This is a genomic window from Allobosea sp. P4_E12 (assembly GCF_056401655.1).
The window spans coordinates 346,290-363,887 of the sequence record NZ_JBFUIY010000001.1; the positions used below are offsets into that span (position 1 = coordinate 346,290).

General features: G+C 66.4%; 17 protein-coding genes. 5 read left to right on the forward strand and 12 right to left on the reverse strand.

The features are described from left to right. Positions 1-41 precede the first annotated feature (41 nt). The 8 genes from AC1DW9_RS01725 to AC1DW9_RS01760 all read right to left on the reverse strand — a co-directional run bounded on the left by AC1DW9_RS01725 (position 42) and on the right by AC1DW9_RS01760 (position 8,276). Positions 42-686: a class II aldolase/adducin family protein gene (locus AC1DW9_RS01725; RefSeq protein ID WP_476775209.1), complete on the reverse strand. Its 645-nt coding sequence runs from the start codon at positions 684-686 to the stop codon at positions 42-44. Further along, positions 683-1,792 carry an S-methyl-5-thioribose-1-phosphate isomerase gene (gene mtnA / locus AC1DW9_RS01730; RefSeq protein WP_476775210.1) on the reverse strand — a complete coding sequence of 370 codons (1,110 nt, stop codon included), beginning with the start codon at positions 1,790-1,792 and terminating at the stop codon, positions 683-685. The genes AC1DW9_RS01725 and mtnA overlap by 4 nt, the downstream gene beginning before the upstream one ends. Positions 1,793-1,796: 4 nt before the next feature. After that, complete coding sequence (locus AC1DW9_RS01735; protein WP_441505176.1) at positions 1,797-2,342, reverse strand: adenine phosphoribosyltransferase; 546 nt, start codon at positions 2,340-2,342, stop codon at positions 1,797-1,799. Positions 2,343-2,442: 100 nt separating this feature from the next. Continuing rightward, entirely contained in the window at positions 2,443-3,312 is an 870-nt protein-coding gene (locus AC1DW9_RS01740) for an S-methyl-5'-thioadenosine phosphorylase (RefSeq protein ID WP_476775211.1), read from the reverse strand. Between the two features lie 135 nt (positions 3,313-3,447). Next, positions 3,448-4,329: a cytochrome c1 gene (locus AC1DW9_RS01745; protein WP_476775212.1), complete on the reverse strand. Its 882-nt coding sequence runs from the start codon at positions 4,327-4,329 to the stop codon at positions 3,448-3,450. A gap of 6 nt (positions 4,330-4,335) precedes the next feature. Next, entirely contained in the window at positions 4,336-5,619 is a 1,284-nt protein-coding gene (locus AC1DW9_RS01750; RefSeq protein ID WP_069879615.1) for a cytochrome b, read from the reverse strand. A 56-nt stretch (positions 5,620-5,675) separates the two neighbouring features. After that, positions 5,676-6,221, reverse strand: coding sequence for a ubiquinol-cytochrome c reductase iron-sulfur subunit (petA, locus tag AC1DW9_RS01755; RefSeq protein WP_476775213.1), 546 nt, complete (start codon positions 6,219-6,221; stop codon positions 5,676-5,678). A gap of 189 nt (positions 6,222-6,410) precedes the next feature. After that, the gene (locus AC1DW9_RS01760) at positions 6,411-8,276 is read right to left on the reverse strand and encodes an ABC transporter ATP-binding protein (protein WP_476775214.1); all 1,866 of its coding nucleotides are present in this window, start codon (positions 8,274-8,276) and stop codon (positions 6,411-6,413) included. 118 nt (positions 8,277-8,394) lie between these two features. Here AC1DW9_RS01760 and AC1DW9_RS01765 point away from each other — a divergent pair, with 118 nt between their 5' ends. Next, positions 8,395-8,856, forward strand: coding sequence for a tRNA (cytidine(34)-2'-O)-methyltransferase (locus AC1DW9_RS01765; protein ID WP_476775215.1), 462 nt, complete (start codon positions 8,395-8,397; stop codon positions 8,854-8,856). Between the two features lie 122 nt (positions 8,857-8,978). Then, entirely contained in the window at positions 8,979-9,848 is an 870-nt protein-coding gene (gene hemF, locus AC1DW9_RS01770) for an oxygen-dependent coproporphyrinogen oxidase (protein ID WP_476775254.1), read from the forward strand. Between the two features lie 6 nt (positions 9,849-9,854). Here hemF and AC1DW9_RS01775 read toward each other — a convergent pair whose 3' ends face one another. The 4 genes from AC1DW9_RS01775 to AC1DW9_RS01790 are packed head-to-tail and all read right to left on the reverse strand — an operon-like array spanning position 9,855 to position 12,596. Next, positions 9,855-11,096 (reverse strand): CCA tRNA nucleotidyltransferase, encoded by a 1,242-nt coding sequence (locus AC1DW9_RS01775; RefSeq protein WP_476775216.1) that lies wholly within the window; start codon positions 11,094-11,096, stop codon positions 9,855-9,857. Next, entirely contained in the window at positions 11,093-11,350 is a 258-nt protein-coding gene (locus AC1DW9_RS01780; protein ID WP_441489523.1) for a DUF6111 family protein, read from the reverse strand. Before AC1DW9_RS01780 ends, AC1DW9_RS01775 begins: the two co-directional genes overlap by 4 nt. Positions 11,351-11,370: 20 nt before the next feature. Further along, complete coding sequence (locus AC1DW9_RS01785; protein ID WP_476775217.1) at positions 11,371-12,015, reverse strand: CoA pyrophosphatase; 645 nt, start codon at positions 12,013-12,015, stop codon at positions 11,371-11,373. Continuing rightward, complete coding sequence (locus tag AC1DW9_RS01790) at positions 12,015-12,596, reverse strand: DUF1285 domain-containing protein (protein WP_476775218.1); 582 nt, start codon at positions 12,594-12,596, stop codon at positions 12,015-12,017. Before AC1DW9_RS01790 ends, AC1DW9_RS01785 begins: the two co-directional genes overlap by 1 nt. Positions 12,597-12,802: 206 nt before the next feature. On the opposite strand from AC1DW9_RS01790, the gene AC1DW9_RS01795 reads away from it, so the two are divergent. From AC1DW9_RS01795 to AC1DW9_RS01805, 3 genes are read left to right on the forward strand one after another with little or no spacing between them, the layout of a single operon-like run. Beyond that, a complete protein-coding gene (locus tag AC1DW9_RS01795; protein WP_441489526.1) occupies positions 12,803-13,837 on the forward strand; it encodes an AAA family ATPase in 1,035 nt (344 codons plus the stop codon). A gap of 11 nt (positions 13,838-13,848) precedes the next feature. After that, complete coding sequence (locus tag AC1DW9_RS01800) at positions 13,849-14,766, forward strand: DUF58 domain-containing protein (RefSeq protein WP_441489527.1); 918 nt, start codon at positions 13,849-13,851, stop codon at positions 14,764-14,766. 13 nt (positions 14,767-14,779) lie between these two features. Continuing rightward, positions 14,780-17,596, forward strand: coding sequence for a DUF4159 domain-containing protein (locus AC1DW9_RS01805; protein ID WP_476775219.1), 2,817 nt, complete (start codon positions 14,780-14,782; stop codon positions 17,594-17,596). Positions 17,597-17,598 lie beyond the last annotated feature (2 nt).

Genomic DNA, 17,598 nt, shown 5'->3' on the forward strand with positions numbered 1-17,598 from the left:
GCCCGACCATGTCGGGCTGCGCTCCAAAACGCCTCCGGTCGTCAGCCGACCTTGCCGTAGCCCGCGAACTTCGCGGAAACGCGCGACATCTCGACCTCGTCAAGAATGACCGGCTCCAAGCCGGAGGCGAGCAGGTCGAGATATTGCCCCGCGAGATTCTCGACCTCGGCGACGATCGTGTGTGCGCCCGCGAGAGTCTGTCCAAGCGCGATGACACCGTGGTTGGCAAGCAGCACCGCCTTGCGCCCCTCAAGCGCCTTCACGGCGTTCTCGGCAAGCTCAGGTGTGCCGAAGGTCGCATATTCAGCGCAACGCACATCGGCCCCACCGCACAGCGCAATCATGTAATGGAAGGCCGGAATGCCGCGCCTTGCCGACGACAGCGCGGTGGCGCGCGGCGAATGCGTGTGCACGATCGCCTGGGCGTCCGGGCGCGCCTTGTAGATCTCGACATGGAATGGCCATTCGGACGAAGGCTTGCGTGAGCCATTCAGGATGGTGCCGTCCTGCGAGAGATGGATCAGATCCTCCGGCCTTGTCTGCGCATAGGGCAGGCCGGACGGGGTGATCAGGAAGCCACCTTCGAAGCGGGCCGAGACATTGCCGGATTTCGATGGGCAGAACCCGGCCTTGTCGATCGCCTGGGCGACCGCGACGATCTCTGCGCGAAGCGCCATTTCACTCATGTCGCAGCTCCGCGCGCCAGATCAGGAAAGAGACCAGCAAGCCCCTGGGAGCTCGCAGGGGCCACACCACGTTCGGTGATGAGGCCGGTGACAAGGCGCGCCGGGGTGACGTCGAAGGCGGGATTGGCGGCGGGGCTGCCAGGCGCCACCACCCGGAACTGGCCGACCTCGCCATCCTCGCCCAGGCCCGCGAGATGGGTGACCTCGCGTGCCGACCGCTCCTCGATCGGGATCTCGCCGAGCCCGTCCGACAGCCGCCAGTCGATCGTCGGGGACGGCAGGGCGACATAGAAAGGCACGCCGTTGTCATGCGCTGCCAGCGCCTTGAGATACGTGCCGATCTTGTTGGCGACATCTCCGGTCGCGGTCGTCCGGTCGGTTCCGACGATGACCATGTCGACCTGCCCGCGCTGCATCAGATGCCCGCCGGCATTGTCGCTGACCACGGTATGCGGCACGCCATGGGCGCCGAGTTCATAGGCCGTCAGCGCAGCGCCCTGATTGCGCGGCCGCGTCTCATCGACCCAGACATGGATGGGCAGGCCGGCATCATGCGCCAGATAGATCGGCGCCAGCGCCGTGCCCCAGTCAACCGTGGCAAGCCAGCCGGCATTGCAATGGGTCAGGATATTGAGTCGCTCGCCCGGAGCCTTGCCCGCCGCAAGGCCGCGGATCACGCCAAGTCCGTGCTCGCCGATCGCGCGGCAGAGCGCGACATCCTCGTCGCAGATCGCAGCAGCCTCGTCATAGGCCGCTGCCATGCGCGAAGCTGGACCCAGGCCTGCCAGCCTGGCGCTCACCCGCTCCAGCGCCCAGTGCAGGTTCACCGCCGTCGGGCGGGTCGCACCAAGCAGCGCGACAGCCGCCTCCAGCGCCTGGTCGGACGGGTCCGCGCGCATGGCCAGGGCGACGCCATAGGCGGCTGTAGCGCCGATCAGCGGTGCTCCGCGCACAACCATGCTGCGGATCGCCTCGGCGGCCTGCTCGGCACTCCCAAGCGCGACGGTCTCGAAACGGAAGGGCAGCTTGGTCTGGTCGATCACGCTGACGCGCCAGCCATCCTGCGCGAGCCAGATCGTCCGGTAGGCCTTGCCGCCGATCTTCATGGGCTCAGTGTCCGCTGAAGGAGACGAGCGTGCGCACGGGAACGCCGAGGCGGCGGACCCGATCCGCCCCCCCGAGATCCGGCAGATCGACGATGAAGCAGGCCGCCACGACCTCCGCGCCCAGCGAGGACAGCAGGTTGACCGCCCCTTCCGCAGTGCCCCCGGTCGCGATCAGATCGTCGACCAGCAGGACGCGCTCGCCCCGTGAGACCGCGTCCTTGTGGACCTCGATCTCGCCCGTGCCGTATTCCAGGGAATAGCTGATGCTGACCGTCTCGTGCGGCAGCTTGCCCTTCTTGCGCACCGGGATGAAGCCGGCCGAGAGCTGATGGGCCACCGCCCCGCCGAGGATGAAGCCGCGCGCCTCGATGCCGGCGATCTTGGCGATCTTCAACCCGGCAAAAGGCTGGACGAGCTCGTCGACCGCACGTCGGAAGGCCCGGGCATCGCCGAGCAGGGTGGTGATGTCCCGGAAGATGATGCCCGGCTTGGGGTGATCCGGAATCGAGCGGATCGCGTTCTTCAGGTCGAGGAGGGTATCACGGTCCATGCGGAAACAGCTCGCTGTGGCGACGCGCTCTCTTAGCGCCGTGGCCGCGCGAAGGGAACCGCCGGCGCTCGACCGGCGGCCTTCCGATATCACACAGCAGTCAGAGGACCCGGCCCGCAACCGCGTCGAGCCTTGCCACGAGGGTCGGATCGCGAAATTCGCGCGCCGTGATGATGGCGCCGTCCAGCGCGTGATGGGAGCCAGCCGGACAAGGCTCGCGCTCGGCAGGGAAATCCGCGGCCAGGCGCGCAACCAGCCGGCGCGCCTTCTCGGCATTGTCCTTCAGGACTGCCACGACTGAGGTGACATCCACCGAGGACTGCTCCGGGTGCCAACAGTCGAAATCCGTCACCATCGCGACGGTCGCGTAGGTGATCTCGGCCTCACGGGCGAGCTTGGCCTCGGGCATCGCTGTCATGCCGATAAGGTCGTAGCCGAGCGCCTTATAGGTCAGCGACTCCGCATAGGTCGAGAATTGCGGGCCTTCCATGGTGACCAGAGTACCGCCGCGCACGAAGGGCAGCTCCTCGGCCGTAGCGGCATCGGCGAGCCGTGCCTGCAGCAGCGGACCCACCGGGCGCGCCATCGGGACATGCGCGACACAGCCTTTGCCGAAGAAGGAGCTGGCGCGACGCACGGTGCGGTCGATGAACTGGTCGACCAGCACGAACAGGCCGGGATAGAGCTCGGATTTGTAGGACCCGCAGGCTGAGAGCGAGACGAGATCGGTGACGCCCGCTCGCTTCATCACGTCGATATTGGCGCGGTAATTGATCTCGGAGGGCGGCAGGACGTGGCCGCGACCATGGCGCGGCAGGAAGACGATCTTGGTTTGGCCGATCCGGCCGATGCGCAGGATATCCGAGGGTTCGCCCCAGGGGCTCGTGACACGCTCTTCGCGCAGATCGGTCAGGCCCGGCAGGTCGTAGATGCCCGACCCACCGATGATTCCGAGCACAGCTTCGCTCATGATCGCTTCCTTTCAGTTTGGCCGGACAGGAGCAGGCTTCTGTGACGGCCGTACAAAGGGCTGCACAGCCGCAGCTGCGCAAGGCCAAACGAAAAAGGCCCCGTTTCCGGGGCCTTTTCCCAATCTCAGAGGTGGTCAGTGCGCGGTGGAGCCATCCGGCATGCGCGACCAGACCTTCTTCTTGGTGTAATAGAGCAGACCGCCGAAGAAGATGAGGAACAGCATCACCTGCATGCCAATGCGCTTGCGCGCCTCGAGATGCGGCTCAGCCATCCAGACCATGAAGGCCGCGACGTCCTTGCCATACTGCGCCACGGTCTCCGGAACTGGCGACTTGCCATCCGGCCCCTTCGGATACTCGACCTGCCCGTCCTGGAGCGGCTGCGGCATCGCGATGAGGTGGCCCGGCATATAGGTGTTGTAGTTCTGGCCCGGCAGCAGCGGCGGGAAGCCCTGCGGCGGTTCCTTGTACCCGGCCAGCAGCGCCGCGATATAGTCCGGCCCCTGCTCCTGATACTGGGAGAAGATGTCGATGATGAACTGCGGGAAACCGCGCTCATAGGTGCGGGCCTTGGCCAGGACCGACAGATCCGGCGGGTAGGCTCCGCCATTGGCGGCCCGCGCCGCCTGCTCGTTCGGGAACGGCGACGGGAAACGGTCCGCCGGACGGCCGGGACGATCGAACATCTCGCCCTGGTCGTTCGGGCCGTCCTTGATCTGATAGGTCGCCGCCAGCGCGGTGACCTGCCCGGGCGTGAACTCCGGACCACCAGATTGCGACAGCGTCCGCATCGGGATCAGGCTCATCGCGTGGCAGCTGGCGCAGACCTCCTTGACGACCTTGAAGCCGCGCTGGAGCTGGGCACGGTCGAACTTGCCGACCGGACCCGAGAATGACCACTTCTGCTGCGGCGGGATCACACGGTCGCCGGCGGCCTGAGCCGTCAGCGCGTTGGCAGTGAGGGCAAGGCCGAAGCTGAGCCCCGCCAGGGCAAGGCGAAACGGGGTGGTGCTCATCTTTCGTCAGCCCTTGGCGTTCGGTTCGGAGGCGGTGGCAGCCGCAAGGCTCGCGCCCGAGCCACCCTTGATATTGGCCAGCACGGAGTCCGCGATCGAGTTCGGCAGCTTCGCCGGCTTCTCGAAGATGCCGACCAGCACAAGCGAGATGAAGTAGCCGAAATACAGCGCGGTGAAGATCCGCGAGTAGGTCACGTAGGGCTCCTCGGCAGGCATGGCGCCGAGATAGCCGAGCACGATGCAGACCACGAGGAACGCCCAGAACAGGACCCGGGCGACCGGCCGGTAGCTCATCGACTTCACCTTGGAGGTGTCGAGCCAGGGCAGGAAGGCCAGCACCGCGATTGCCGCGAACATCGCCAGAACGCCGCCGAGCTTATCGGGAATGGCGCGCAGGATCGCGTAGAACGGCAGGAAGTACCACTCAGGCACGATATGTGTCGGCGTCACCGCCGGGTTGGCCGGAATGTAGTTGTCGGCATGGCCCATGAAGTTCGGCTGATAGAACACGAAATAGGCGAACACGAAGATGAAGCAGACCATCCCGAAGATGTCTTTGATGGTCGCATAGGGCGTGAACGGCACGGTGTCCTTCTGGACGTTCTTCACCTCGACGCCGGTCGGGTTGTTCTGTCCGACGACGTGCAGCGCCCAGATGTGCAGGATCACGACGCCGAAGATCATGAACGGCAGCAGATAGTGCAGCGAGAAGAAGCGGTTCAGCGTCGGGTTGTCGACGGAATAGCCACCCCACAGGAAGGTCACGATCGTCTCGCCAACCACCGGGAGTGCCGAGAACAGATTGGTGATGACGGTGGCGCCCCAGAAGGACATCTGACCCCAGGGCAGCACGTAGCCCATGAAGGCGGTGGCCATCATCAGCAGGAAGATGACGACGCCGAGGATCCAGAGCACCTCGCGCGGAGCCTTGTACGACCCGTAATAGAGGCCGCGGAAGATATGGACATAGACGGCGACGAAGAACATCGAGGCGCCGTTGGAGTGCAGGTAACGCAGCAGCCAGCCGAAATTCACGTCGCGCATGATGTGCTCGACGGAGTTGAAGGCCATGGTCGCATGCGGCGTGTAGTGCATCGCCAGGATGACGCCCGTCACGATCTGCGCGACGAGCATGAACACCAGGATGCCGCCGAAGGTCCAAAGGTAGTTCAGGTTGCGCGGAACCGGGTAGGACACGGCCGAATCGTGCATGAGGCGAACGATCGGCAGACGGGCATCGAGCCAGCGTTCAAAGCCGGTCTTCGGAACGTAGGTGCTATGACCACTCATGACGAATGCCTCAAGGCTTTCTCGGTATCATTGGAAATCATGGAGAAGCGCATAGCTCAGCCGATTCGGATCTTCGTATCTGCGTTGAACGCATAGGGCGGGATCGGCAGGTTGAGCGGCGCAGGCCCCTTGCGGATGCGGCCCGACGAATCGTAGTGCGAACCGTGGCATGGGCAGAACCAGCCGTCGTAGTCGCCCTTCGGATCGCCGGGGGAATTGCCGAGCGGCACGCAGCCGAGATGGGTGCAATTGCCGTAAACGATGAGGAACTGCTCGTGGCCTTCCTTGACGCGGGCCTGGTCGGTCTGAGGATCGGGCAGCGTCGCGACATTGACCGCACGCGCCTCGTCGATCTCCTTCTTGGTGCGGTGACGCACGAAGATCAGCTTGCCGCGCCAGAACAGCTTGATGGCCTGGCCTTCCGCGATCGGGCCGAGATCGACATCCATCGGCGCACCAGCAGCAACGGTCTGCGCGTCCGGAGCCAACTGGCTCACGAGCGGAACAACAACAGCACCGAGACCGACGGCACCGGCAGCGCCGGTCGCCAGCATCAGAAAGTCGCGGCGGGTGGTTTGGGTCGTCTCGGTCGCGTGAGCCACGATCGATTCCTCTGCTCTTCGCCCAGCCTGGAACGGCTGTAAATTATCGTCTGACGCCCCTCATAGGTGCGCCCCTTCGCAGCCGCAATGCGGCGGCACGTCGCCGCCGCGCTCTTTGGCATGCACTTTGGACGAAGTCTACTGTTCCGGGCGGCGGCAATGTGCATCGCGGCCTGCCCTCAGCGCGTCTCAGGCCGTGACCGTCTCCGGGTCGGCAACGGCCAGGAAACCACCCGACTGGCGTGCCCAGAGTCGGGCATAGAGGCCACCACGCGCGACGAGTTCGGCATGGCTGCCCTGATCGACGATGCGCCCTTTGTCGAGCACGATCAGCCGATCCAGCGCCGCAATGGTCGAGAGCCGGTGCGCGATCGCGATCACGGTCTTGCCCTGCATGAGCGCCGTGAGCTGCTCCTGGATCGTCGCCTCGACCTCTGAATCAAGTGCCGAGGTGGCCTCGTCCAGGATCAGAATCGGCGCATCCTTGAGCAGCACGCGGGCGATGGCGATGCGCTGGCGCTGGCCGCCCGAGAGCTTGACGCCGCGCTCGCCGACACGCGATTCGAACCCCTTGCGCCCATCCTGGTCGCTGAGGGTCGCGACGAACTCATGCGCCGATGCCCTCCTGGCCGCCTCGATGATCTCGTCCTCGGTCGCATCGATCCGGCCATACCCGATATTATCGCCGATCGAGCGGTGCAGCAGCGAGTTATCCTGCGTCACCATGCCGATCTGTGCGCGCAGCGAGTCCTGCGTCACGCGGGCGATATCCTGCCCATCGATCAGGATGCGACCGGCCTCCAGCGGATAGAGTCGCAAGAGCAGGTTGACGAGCGTCGACTTCCCGGCGCCCGACGGGCCGACGAGGCCGATCTTCTCGCCCGGTCGGATATCGAGGTTGAGCCCCTCGAACAGACCGCCGGTGCGGCCATAATTGAAGCGGACCTGCTCGAAGCGGATCGCCCCCTCGCCGACCGACAAGGGCCTGGCATCCGGCACGTCGGTCAGGTCATGCGGCTTGGCGATCGTCTCCATGCTCTCCTGCACGGAGCCGATATTCTCGAACACGCCGCGCACCAGATGGATCAGCCAGCTCGACATCTGCACCAGCCGCAGCACGAGGCCGATCGCGGCCGCGACCGCTCCGGGCGACATGATGCCCTGGCTCCAGAGATGCAGCGAAATCCACGCCGTCGTCACGACCAGCAGGCTGTTCATGGTCTGCAGGATGACGCTGACACCGGTGATCAGCCGCGACAAATGCAGGAAGGATGCGTTCCAGCGCGACAGCGAGTCGCGGACCGACGAGCGCTCGGCATCGGCGCGGGCGAAGAGCTTGACCGTCAGGATATTGGTATAGGAATCGACGATGCGCCCGGTCGTCGAGGAACGCCCCAGCGAGTTCGCCTCGGAGCGCTTCTTCGCGCGCGGCACGAAATAGATCAGCAGCACGACATAGGCCGCAAACCAGACGATGACCGGCAGCGCCAGCCAGAGGCTGGTCGAGCCGAAGAAGCCAATCGCCACCGATGCGAAGATCAGCGCGTACCAGAGATCGTCGATGACCTCGATCGTCGCGCCGCGGATCGATTGCCCCGCCTGGATGACGCGCGCCGAAAGCCGTCCCGCGAAATCGTTCTGGAAATAGGAGAGCGCATGGCCAAGCGTATAGACATGGTTGCGCCAGCGGATCTGATTGGTGATCTGCGGCACCACGACCTGGTCCACGATTGCATGATTGGCGAAATAGATCAGCGGGCGGACCACGACGAGCAGGAAGGCCGCGCCGAGCAGCACCGAGCCGTGATCGCGCCAGATCGTCTCGGGCGACTGGGTCGCCAACAGATCCACGAACCAGCCGACCATCAGGTACATCGCCGCTTCGATGCCGCTGAAGCCGAGGCCGGTGAGCATGATCAGGGCCATCCAGCCCTTCACGCCCTTGATGTGGTGCCACATGAATGGCCACACGCCCTTGGGCGGCGTCTGGCCCTCGTCAAAGGGCGCGAAGACGTCGATGCGGCTTTCGAGAAAACGGAACAGGGAGGCGAACATGGCGTACCGCCCTCCATGGACCGGCATGACGACGAAATCTGGGCGACATATGGGGCAGCAGTCAGGTCGCGGCCAGAGGCTTGACGCATGTCATGACGTCACCGCATGACAGCAGCACATGTTGCGCCTCGCCCTCTACCAGCCGGATATCCCGCAGAATTCGGGCACGATGATTCGCATGGCCGTCTGCCTCGGCATCGCGGTCGACATCATCGAACCCGCGGCCTTCGACGTCTCGGACCGCCATTTCCGGCGTTCCGGCATGGACTATCTCGAGCGCGCCGCGATCACCCGGCATGATTCGTTCAAGGCCTTCGATGCATGGCGGCTTGCGGGCGGCCACCGGCTGATCCTGGCGGAGACGGATGGGGCCACCGCCCATACCGATTTTGGCTTCGCTCCCGGCGACATCGTGCTCGTCGGACGCGAATCGGCGGGCGTCCCCGCCGAGCTCTACTCAACCGTCGACGGCAGCGTCCATGTGCCGATGCGCCCGGGTTTGCGTTCGCTCAATGTCGCAATTGCCGCAGCCGTGGTTATGGGAGAGGCCTTGCGGCAACTGGACGCTTATCCGAGATAGGCGCGAAATCCCTCGCCACCGCGGATGAAGACCCTCGCGGCGAGCGGAACGGAAACGGATCGATGACCACCCGAACGACTGGCCCCGCCTCCACGACCTCTCCCCTCGCACTCGCGGAGGCCATGAAGCCGCGCGCGACAGCCTGGTTCGAGGCCCTGCGCGATCAGATTTGCTCCTCCTTTGAGGCGCTCGAGGATGAAGCCACAGGCCCCTTCCCACCCGAAGCGCACCTTCCCGGCCGCTTCGAGCGGACTCCCTGGCAGCGTCGCAACCACGACGGCGCCGAAGGTGGTGGTGGCGTCATGTCGATGATGCAGGGCCGTGTCTTCGAGAAGGTCGGCGTCCATGTCTCGACCGTCTACGGCACCTTTCAGCCCGAATTCGCGGGGCAGATTCCGGGCGCGGCCGAGGATCCGCGCTTCCATGCCACGGGCATCTCGCTGATCGCCCATCCCTGGAATCCGCACGCACCGACAGTGCATATGAACACCCGCTTCGTGGTGACGACGAAACCGTGGTTCGGTGGCGGAGCCGATCTGACCCCCGTACTGGACAATCGGCGCACGCAGGAGGACGCCGACGCCGTCGCCTTCCACGCCGCGATGCGCGCGCCCTGCGAAAGCTTCGCCCCAGTCGCCGACTATCCCCGCTTCAAGCAATGGTGCGACGAGTATTTCTTCCTGAAGCACCGCGGTGAGCCACGCGGCATCGGCGGCATCTTCTACGACTATGTCTGGTCCGGAGAGCCTGAGGCCGATCTCGCCTTCACCCAGGCGGTCGGCAAAGCTTTCCTCGACATCTATCCGCGGATCATGCGGGCCAATATCGGCACGCCCTGGACCGAGGCCGAGCGTTACGAACAGCAGGTCCGGCGCGGTCGCTATGTCGAGTTCAACCTGCTCCATGACCGGGGCACGATCTTCGGCCTCAAGACCGGCGGCAATGTCGCATCGATCCTCTCCTCGCTGCCGCCGACCGTACGCTGGCCCTGAGCGCTCTCAGCGCTCGCGTTGCGCGATTGCGCTTTCGACAAAGGCAAACTGCTGGGTCCGCTCGCCGGGACATCCCGCTTCGATCCAGTCGCGCCTTGCCTGATCGAGCACGCGCCCGACATCCGGACCGGCGGCGACACCGCGTTTGAGCACATCGCGACCACTGAGGAGGAAGGGCGGCGTTTGCCCGAGTTCGGCAATTGCAGCCTGCACCTTGGAGCGCCCCGGAGAACTCTCGTTGGCCGTGAGCAGAACGAGGCCGCCGGCGACCGCATCCGCGCCGACGCGATGCGCCAGGTGCCGCAGCATAGCGATCGAACAATCCGTCGCACGCCCCGAGAGCCCTTCAAGGGCCAGCGCGATACGCTCGATCCTGTCGAATTGTTCGTTCGACAGCCGCAACCCGTCCCGCAGGCGCAGCGCATCCTCGCGCACGCCAACCGCCAGCGCCGCGAGCCGGAAAGCCGGATAGACTGTTCCCGCGGGCTCGTCCGCCGCGACCGCCGCGAAGCGCGAAAGCCGGGGCACGCCGCCGATCACCGGCACAAGAAGCCCCGCCCCCATCATCGCCGACAATGCGTCGGCCGCGCGCGGCGCAACGAGCAGCTTCAGCAACTCGGCGCGCACCCGCTCACGCGAAAGCCCGTCGAGCCCGGCCCGACCGGCCGTGCAGGCCGCCAGTCCCGTCGCGTCCAGTTCTCCTTCGCCATAGCGCGCGTGAAACCGGAAGAAGCGCAGGATGCGCAGATAGTCCTCGCGGATGCGCAGGTTCGCATCGCCGATGAAGCGGATACGACGCGCCGCAAGGTCGACAAGTCCGTCGCAATAGTCGTGAACGGTGCCGTCGCGCCCGAGCCCAAGCGCGTTGACCGTAAAATCCCGCCTGATCGCGTCCTCTGCGAAATCGCGCCCAAAGACCACTTTCGCGCGGCGACCATCGGTCTCGACATCGCGACGCAGCGTCGTGGTCTCGAAGGGAACGCCATGGGCGACGATGGTCACCGTGCCATGCTCGATTCCCGTGGGAACCGATTTGAAACCCGCCGCCGCTGCGCGCCGGATCGTCTCCTCCGGTAATGCCGTCGTCGCCAGATCGACATCGCCGACCGGCTCTCCGAGCAGCAGGTCGCGGACAGCCCCGCCAATGACGCGCGTGTCCTCGCCCCCGCCATTGAACGCAGCCAGCACCTCCGTCACCCCCGGCCGCTGAAGAAAGCGCTCGACCCGAGCTCGCTCCGCTTCGTTCATCTGAACTGGCCAGGGACGAGCTGCCCGTTCTCCATATGAGGCGGCACATAAGCGCCCTGGCTGCGCGGAGCGATCCAACCGGTATAGGCGACGAAGCCGATCGAGATCACGAGCCCCACGACCGACAGCCAGAACACGTGCCCGTCCCAGTGTTCGACGTCGAAGGGGTTCCGCCGCCTGACGATCAGATAGCTTGCGAAGATACAAAAGGGCAGGACGAAGAGCAGAACCTCTTCGGTCACCGAACGCAGCATGGGCGCGCCATCCAATCAGACTAGCCGGAGAGTCGCTCGTAAAGGTTACGGATCATGCCGGCGGTTGCACCCCAGATATAGTGATCTCCGAAGGGCATCGCATAGTAGGTACGATAGCGCCCCTTCCATTCCCGACCTTCGCGGCGATGATTGGCGGGATCCATCAGGAAGGCGAGCGGCGTCTCAAAGGCCTCGTCGACCTCGTGCGGATTGATCGTCAGCGCGAATGGCGGCGCGATCAGCCCCACGACAGGCACGACCCTGTAGCCGGTGCCGGTGAGATAGGCGTCGAGAAAGCCGACGACGCGCACATGTTCGCGGGCGAGACCGATCTCCTCCTCCGTCTCGCGCAGCGCCGTGACCACCGGCGAGCCGTCGACGGCATCGACGCGTCCGCCGGGAAAGGCGACCTGGGCGGAATGGCTGCGCAACGCCGCTGCGCGCTGTGTCAGCAATACGGTCGGCCCGTCCTCTCGGAGCACGATCGGGATCAGCACCGCGGCCTGGATCGCGGCCGCCTCGTCCGGCGGCTCGATCGCTTCCGGCTGGAGATCATGGTCGCCGCGCGGCCTGCTGATCAGGTCGCCGAGGTCCGGCGGTTCGTGGCGCAGCCGCGCCCCGGCAAGGGCGACGATCTCTGCCGCCGTCAGCTTCAGAGCCTGCATCAGAGTCCTTCGATTTCGCTGGATGGCACGGCCGGATAGAATGCACCGGCGACGGCCAGCCCGAACATGCTGGCGCCATCGACCGGCCTGATCTCGCCAAGGGCCAGAAGGTCATAGGTCAGGGCCCGCGTAACCCTCGCCCAGAGATCCCGGCGAATATGGACATAGGGCTTGAGCCCGTCATTCGTGTCCCGGACGAAGCGGATCGCATGCTCCGGGCCCACGCTCACGATATCGTCAACCAGTGTCCGGAACGCGATGGCGCGCTCGTCGCCTGTCCCCTCGACCGTCATCTCGACCGCCTGGAACGGCGCGTCGTCGACCTTGATCCCGACCTTTTCGACCGGTGTCACCAGGAAATAATCGCGGCCGTCGCGACGCAGGACGGAGGAGAAGAGCTTGACCAGCGCCGGCCTGCCGATGGGGGTTCCGAGATAAAACCACGTGCCATCCCCCGCAATCCGCATGTCGATATCGCCGCAATAGGGTGGATTCCAGCGTTCGACAGGCGGCAAGGCTCGCGTGCGACTGTCCTTCAGCGCGACCAGCAATCGCTCCATCGCCTGCGTTGAATGGTTCATCGAACTACCTGAAATCGCCGCCCGCGGCATATTGGTTGCATGACCCGTTTCGCCTTGAACTCTACATAATCGTGAAGCCGAGTTCTGTGCACCAGAGCCTGTAGCCCCTTGAGCCCGTTGGATAGCCCGTCCACAGTCATCGGTTCGGGAAGCTTGCGGGGCGTAAAGCAGCGCAAGGCGCGACGACGAGGGTGAAGGAGATCGACATGGTGGCGCAAGTCCGTGCGACGGATGGCAAGAGCGAGGCCGGTCAGCCCGTCAATCTCGATACCGGGATCGTCGAAGCGGCCGAAGCTGCGCTCGGCGCCATCGGCGCCGCCCGCCGCGAGATCGGCCAGGTCATTTTCGGGCAGCAGGAGGTGGTCGACCTTTCGCTGATCACCTTGCTCGCCGGTGGCCACGGTCTGCTCGTCGGCGTGCCCGGCCTTGCCAAGACCAAGCTGGTCGAGGCGATGGGTACGGTCCTCGGCCTGAGCGCGAGACGCGTGCAATTCACGCCGGACCTGATGCCCTCCGACATTCTCGGCTCCGAGGTGCTCGACGAGAGCGTCGACGGCAAGCGCCATTTCCGCTTCATCAAGGGGCCGGTCTTTGCCCAGCTGCTGATGGCCGACGAGATCAACCGCGCCAGCCCGCGTACGCAGTCGGCGCTGCTGCAGGCGATGCAGGAGCATCACGTCACCGTCGCCGGTGAACGCTACGACCTGCCTGCGCCCTTCCACGTGCTGGCAACCCAGAACCCGATCGAGCAGGAAGGCACCTATCCGCTGCCGGAAGCCCAGCTAGACCGCTTCCTGCTCGAGATCGACGTCGGCTACCCCGACCGCGAGGCCGAGCGGCGCATCTTGCTCGAGACCACCGGTGCCACCGAGCACAAGCCGGTCCAGGCAATGACGGCAGAGACGCTGATGTCGACACAGCGCCTCGTACGTCGCCTGCCGGTTGGCGAGAACGTCGTCGATGCGATTCTCGATCTGGTGCGCTCGGCTCGCCCCGGCGATGGCGATCCGGCGCTGACCAGCAAGCTTGCCTGGGGCCCCGGCCCGCGCGCCAGCCAGGCCCTGACGCTTGCCGCCCGCGCCCGCGCGCTCGTCGAAGGCCGGCTCGCACCGTCCGTGGATGACGTCGTTGCGCTCGCCACCCCCGTGCTCAAGCACCGTATTGCGCTCACCTTCGCTGCACGCGCCGATGGCGAGACGGTCGAGAGCGTCATCGCGAGGCTCGTGGAACGATTGGGATAGGGACTTCAGTGATGCTGCGCACGCGCGTCCTCGGCCCATCCGAACGCCAGCCGGCCCCGCCGGTCCTGAAGGCTTCCCTCGATCTCGCGGCGCGCCTGCCGCGCCTGATCCTCGAGGCCCGGCGCGTCTCGGCCAGCGTGCATGGCATCCACGGCCGCAGGCGCGCCGGCCCCGGCGAGACATTCTGGCAGTACCGCCCTCTGGTGACCGGTGAGGCCGCGTCACGCATCGACTGGCGCCGCTCGGCGCGCGACGGCCATCTCTTCGTCCGCGAGCGCGAATGGGAGGCCTCGCATGCGATCTGGCTCTGGATCGACCGCTCGGCCTCGATGGGCTTTTCCTCGTCGCTCGCCATGGCCTCCAAGGTCGACCGCGCGCTTGTGGCCGGCTTCGCCCTGGCCGAAACCCTGGTCGAAGGCGGCGAGCGGGTCGGGCATCTCGGCCTGACGCGGGCGCTCGCCTCGCGACGTATCGTCGAGACCTTGGCACAAGCGCTCGTGATCGACCGCAAGGGCGAGACCGCCGATTTGCCGCCGGACGCGCCGCTTCCACGCCTGGCCGACGCCATCATCATCACCGACGGACTTTCGCCGGCGCAGTCCCTGGCCAAGCGCATCGCGACCATGGCGAGCAGCGGCGCGCGCGGCCATATCCTGCTGATCGCCGATCCGATCGAAGAGACGTTCCCCTTCAGCGGCCAGGCCGAGCTCTTCGACCTCGAAGACGGCCTCACTCTGCGCGTCGGCGATGCCGGGGCCTGGGGAGAGGAATATCGCCGGCGCCTCGAAGCCCATCGCGAGATCATTCGGGAGGCTTGCCGCAAGGCGGGCTGGACGCTGACCCTGCATCGGACCGACCGGCCCGCCAGCGAAGGCGTACTCCGGATTGCGAGCCTGATCGCCGCGTCGCGCGGCGGCCAGGGCCGCTAGGAGGGCGCCAACGATGCTGACGCAGCTGCCCATCGCCTTCTCCGCCCCGCTCGCGCTGACCGCGCTTGCGCTGCTGCCAGCGCTTTGGCTGATCCTGCGGGTAACGCCGCCACGCCCGCGCCGCATCGATTTCCCACCGCTCAAGATCATGGCCGACCTGATCGCCAAGCGTGAAATGCCGGCGCATACACCTTGGTGGTTGTTGGCATTGCGGATGGCCATTGCGGCACTCGCCATCATCGCCGTTGCCGGCCCGGTCTGGAACCCACCGGTCGCAACGGCGCCCACGCGCGGGCCCGTGCTGCTCCTGATCGACAACGGCTTCGGCGCGGCGACCGACTGGCCCGAGCGTGTGGCGCTGGCGGAGTCGCGGGTCAATGCTGCAGGCCGCGAGGGACGTGCGGTGGCGATCGTCGGGCTCGCGGAAACGCCGGGCGAGGTCACGCTGTCGGAGCCGCGCGCGGCGCTCGACAAGCTGCGTGCGTTGGCCTTGCAGCCGCACGCGCCCGACCGCACCACCCAATTGCCCCGGATCGAGGCCTTTCTCCGCGCCACGCCTGACGCCGAAATCGTCTGGGTCTCCGACGGGCTCGGCCTGACCGACGAAGGCGCCTTCCTGGCGCGCCTGAAGCAGGAAGCCGATGCACGTCGGCTTTCCATCCACGCCATCCCCGCCGACCAGCTGGCGCTGACGGCAGCAGAGAACCTCTCCGGCGCGCTGACGGTCAAGGTGCTTCGGCCAGCCACCAGCGCCCCCGCGAGCGGCCAGGTTCGCGCACTCGATCTGAAGGGCCTGCCACTGGGGGATGCTCCATTCGGCTTTGGCCCAACGGAAACGCAGACGGTGGCCCGGCTCACCCTTCCGATCGAGGTGCGCAATGCCGTTTCGCGGCTTGAGGTCGTGGGCGAACCAAGCGCGGGTGCAGTGGCGCTGCTCGACGACCGCGCCAAACGGCGCCGCGTCGGTATCGTGTCCGGAACGACCACCGATACGGCGCAGCCCTTGCTGTCTCCAACCTATTACGTCTCGCGCGCCCTCTCGCCCTTCGCAGAGATCCGCGAACCGCGCCCGGGCTCGAACGACCCCGTCGGCGAGTTGCTCGCGCAAAACCTCTCGGTCCTCGTTCTCGCGGATATCGGCGCCCTCGACCCGGAGACGGCGACGAAGATCAGCAGTTTCGTCGAGCGAGGCGGTGTTCTCTTGCGCTTTGCCGGCGTGCGCCTCGCCACCGCCTCCGACGAGCTGACACCCGTGCGGCTGCGCCGCGGAGGGCGCACGCTCGGCGGCGGCCTCTCATGGGACACTCCGCGCAAGCTCGCCCCCTTCACCCGGGAGAGTCCGTTCTTCGGCACGCAGATCAGCGACGACGTCCGCGTCAATCGCCAGATTCTGGCCGAGCCCGATGCGGATCTTGCACGCAAGACCTGGGCTGCGCTCGAAGACGGCACGCCTGTGGTCACCGGCGAACGCCGCGGCGATGGCGTGATCGCCATGATGCATGTCACCGCCGACACCACCTGGTCGAACCTGCCGCTGTCGGGCCTCTTCGTCGAGATGCTGCGCAAGGTGGTGGCGCTGGCCGGAACAGGCCCGGCCGAGGCCCAGGCCGAGGATGCCAAGGTCGAGACGCTCTCGCCGACCCGCGTGCTGGACGGCAAGGGCTCCTTCCGCGCACCACCGGCTACGGCTCAACCGGTACCGCGGACCTTCACCGGACGTGCCACCCTGGCCCACCCCCCCGGCATCTACGGCCCGGCCGACGGTTCGCTCGCGGTCAATGCCTTGGCTCCCGCCGACACGCTGCACGCGCTCGATCTGGCCTCGCTCGGCGCGCCGATCCTGCCGATCGACAAGCCGGTCGCGCAGGACATCCGGCCCCAGCTCCTGGTCATCGCGCTGCTGCTGCTGATCCTCGACACGCTGGCGACGCTCTGGCTCGGCGGTCGACTGCGCGTGACGCGCGCTGGCAAGGCTGCTGCCGCCGCGCTCCTGCTTGGGCTGGCGCTGGCCGCCGCCCTTTCGGCCGCGCCGGCCCTGGCCCAACCTGTCCCGGCGGCACCGGAGGACACCCGCCCGCCGATCCCGCACGAACTTTTCGCCGCAGGTGCGGTCACCCGCCTCGCCTATGTCCTGACCGGCGACAAGGCGGTCGATGACATGTCGAAGGCGGGGCTTGCAGGCCTCAATATCGTGCTCGGCGCACGCACGGCACTCGAACCCGGCGAAGCGGTCGGCCTCGACCCAGCCCGCGACGAGCTCGCCTTCTTCCCGATCCTCTACTGGCCGGTGGTCGCCGGGCGCCCGATTCCGGCGCCCGAAACCCTGCGCAAGCTCGAAGCCTATATGAAGGGCGGCGGGCTCGTGATCTTCGATACGCGCGATGCCATGAGCGCCCGCCCGGATGGGGGCAGCACGCCCGAGGGCGATCAGCTCAAGCGGATGCTGCAGACGCTGGACATTCCCGAGCTCGAACCGATCCCGCGCGACCACGTGCTGACCAAGACCTTCTACATCCTCGACGGTTTCGTCGGTCGCTATGACACCGGCACGACCTGGGTCGAGATCCTGCCGCCCGCCGGCGAAGACGGGCGTCGGCCGGCGCGGGCCGGCGACAGCGTCTCGCCGATCGTCATCACCTCGAACGATCTTGCCTCGGCCTGGGCCGTGAATCGCCGCGGCGAAGGGCTGGTACCGGTGTCCGGCTCCGATCCCCGCCAGCGCGAAATGGCGCTCCGCGCCGGCGTCAATCTCGTGATGTACGCGCTCACCGGCAACTACAAGGCCGACCAGGTCCATGTGCCGGCCCTGCTCGAGCGTCTGGGGCAATAGAC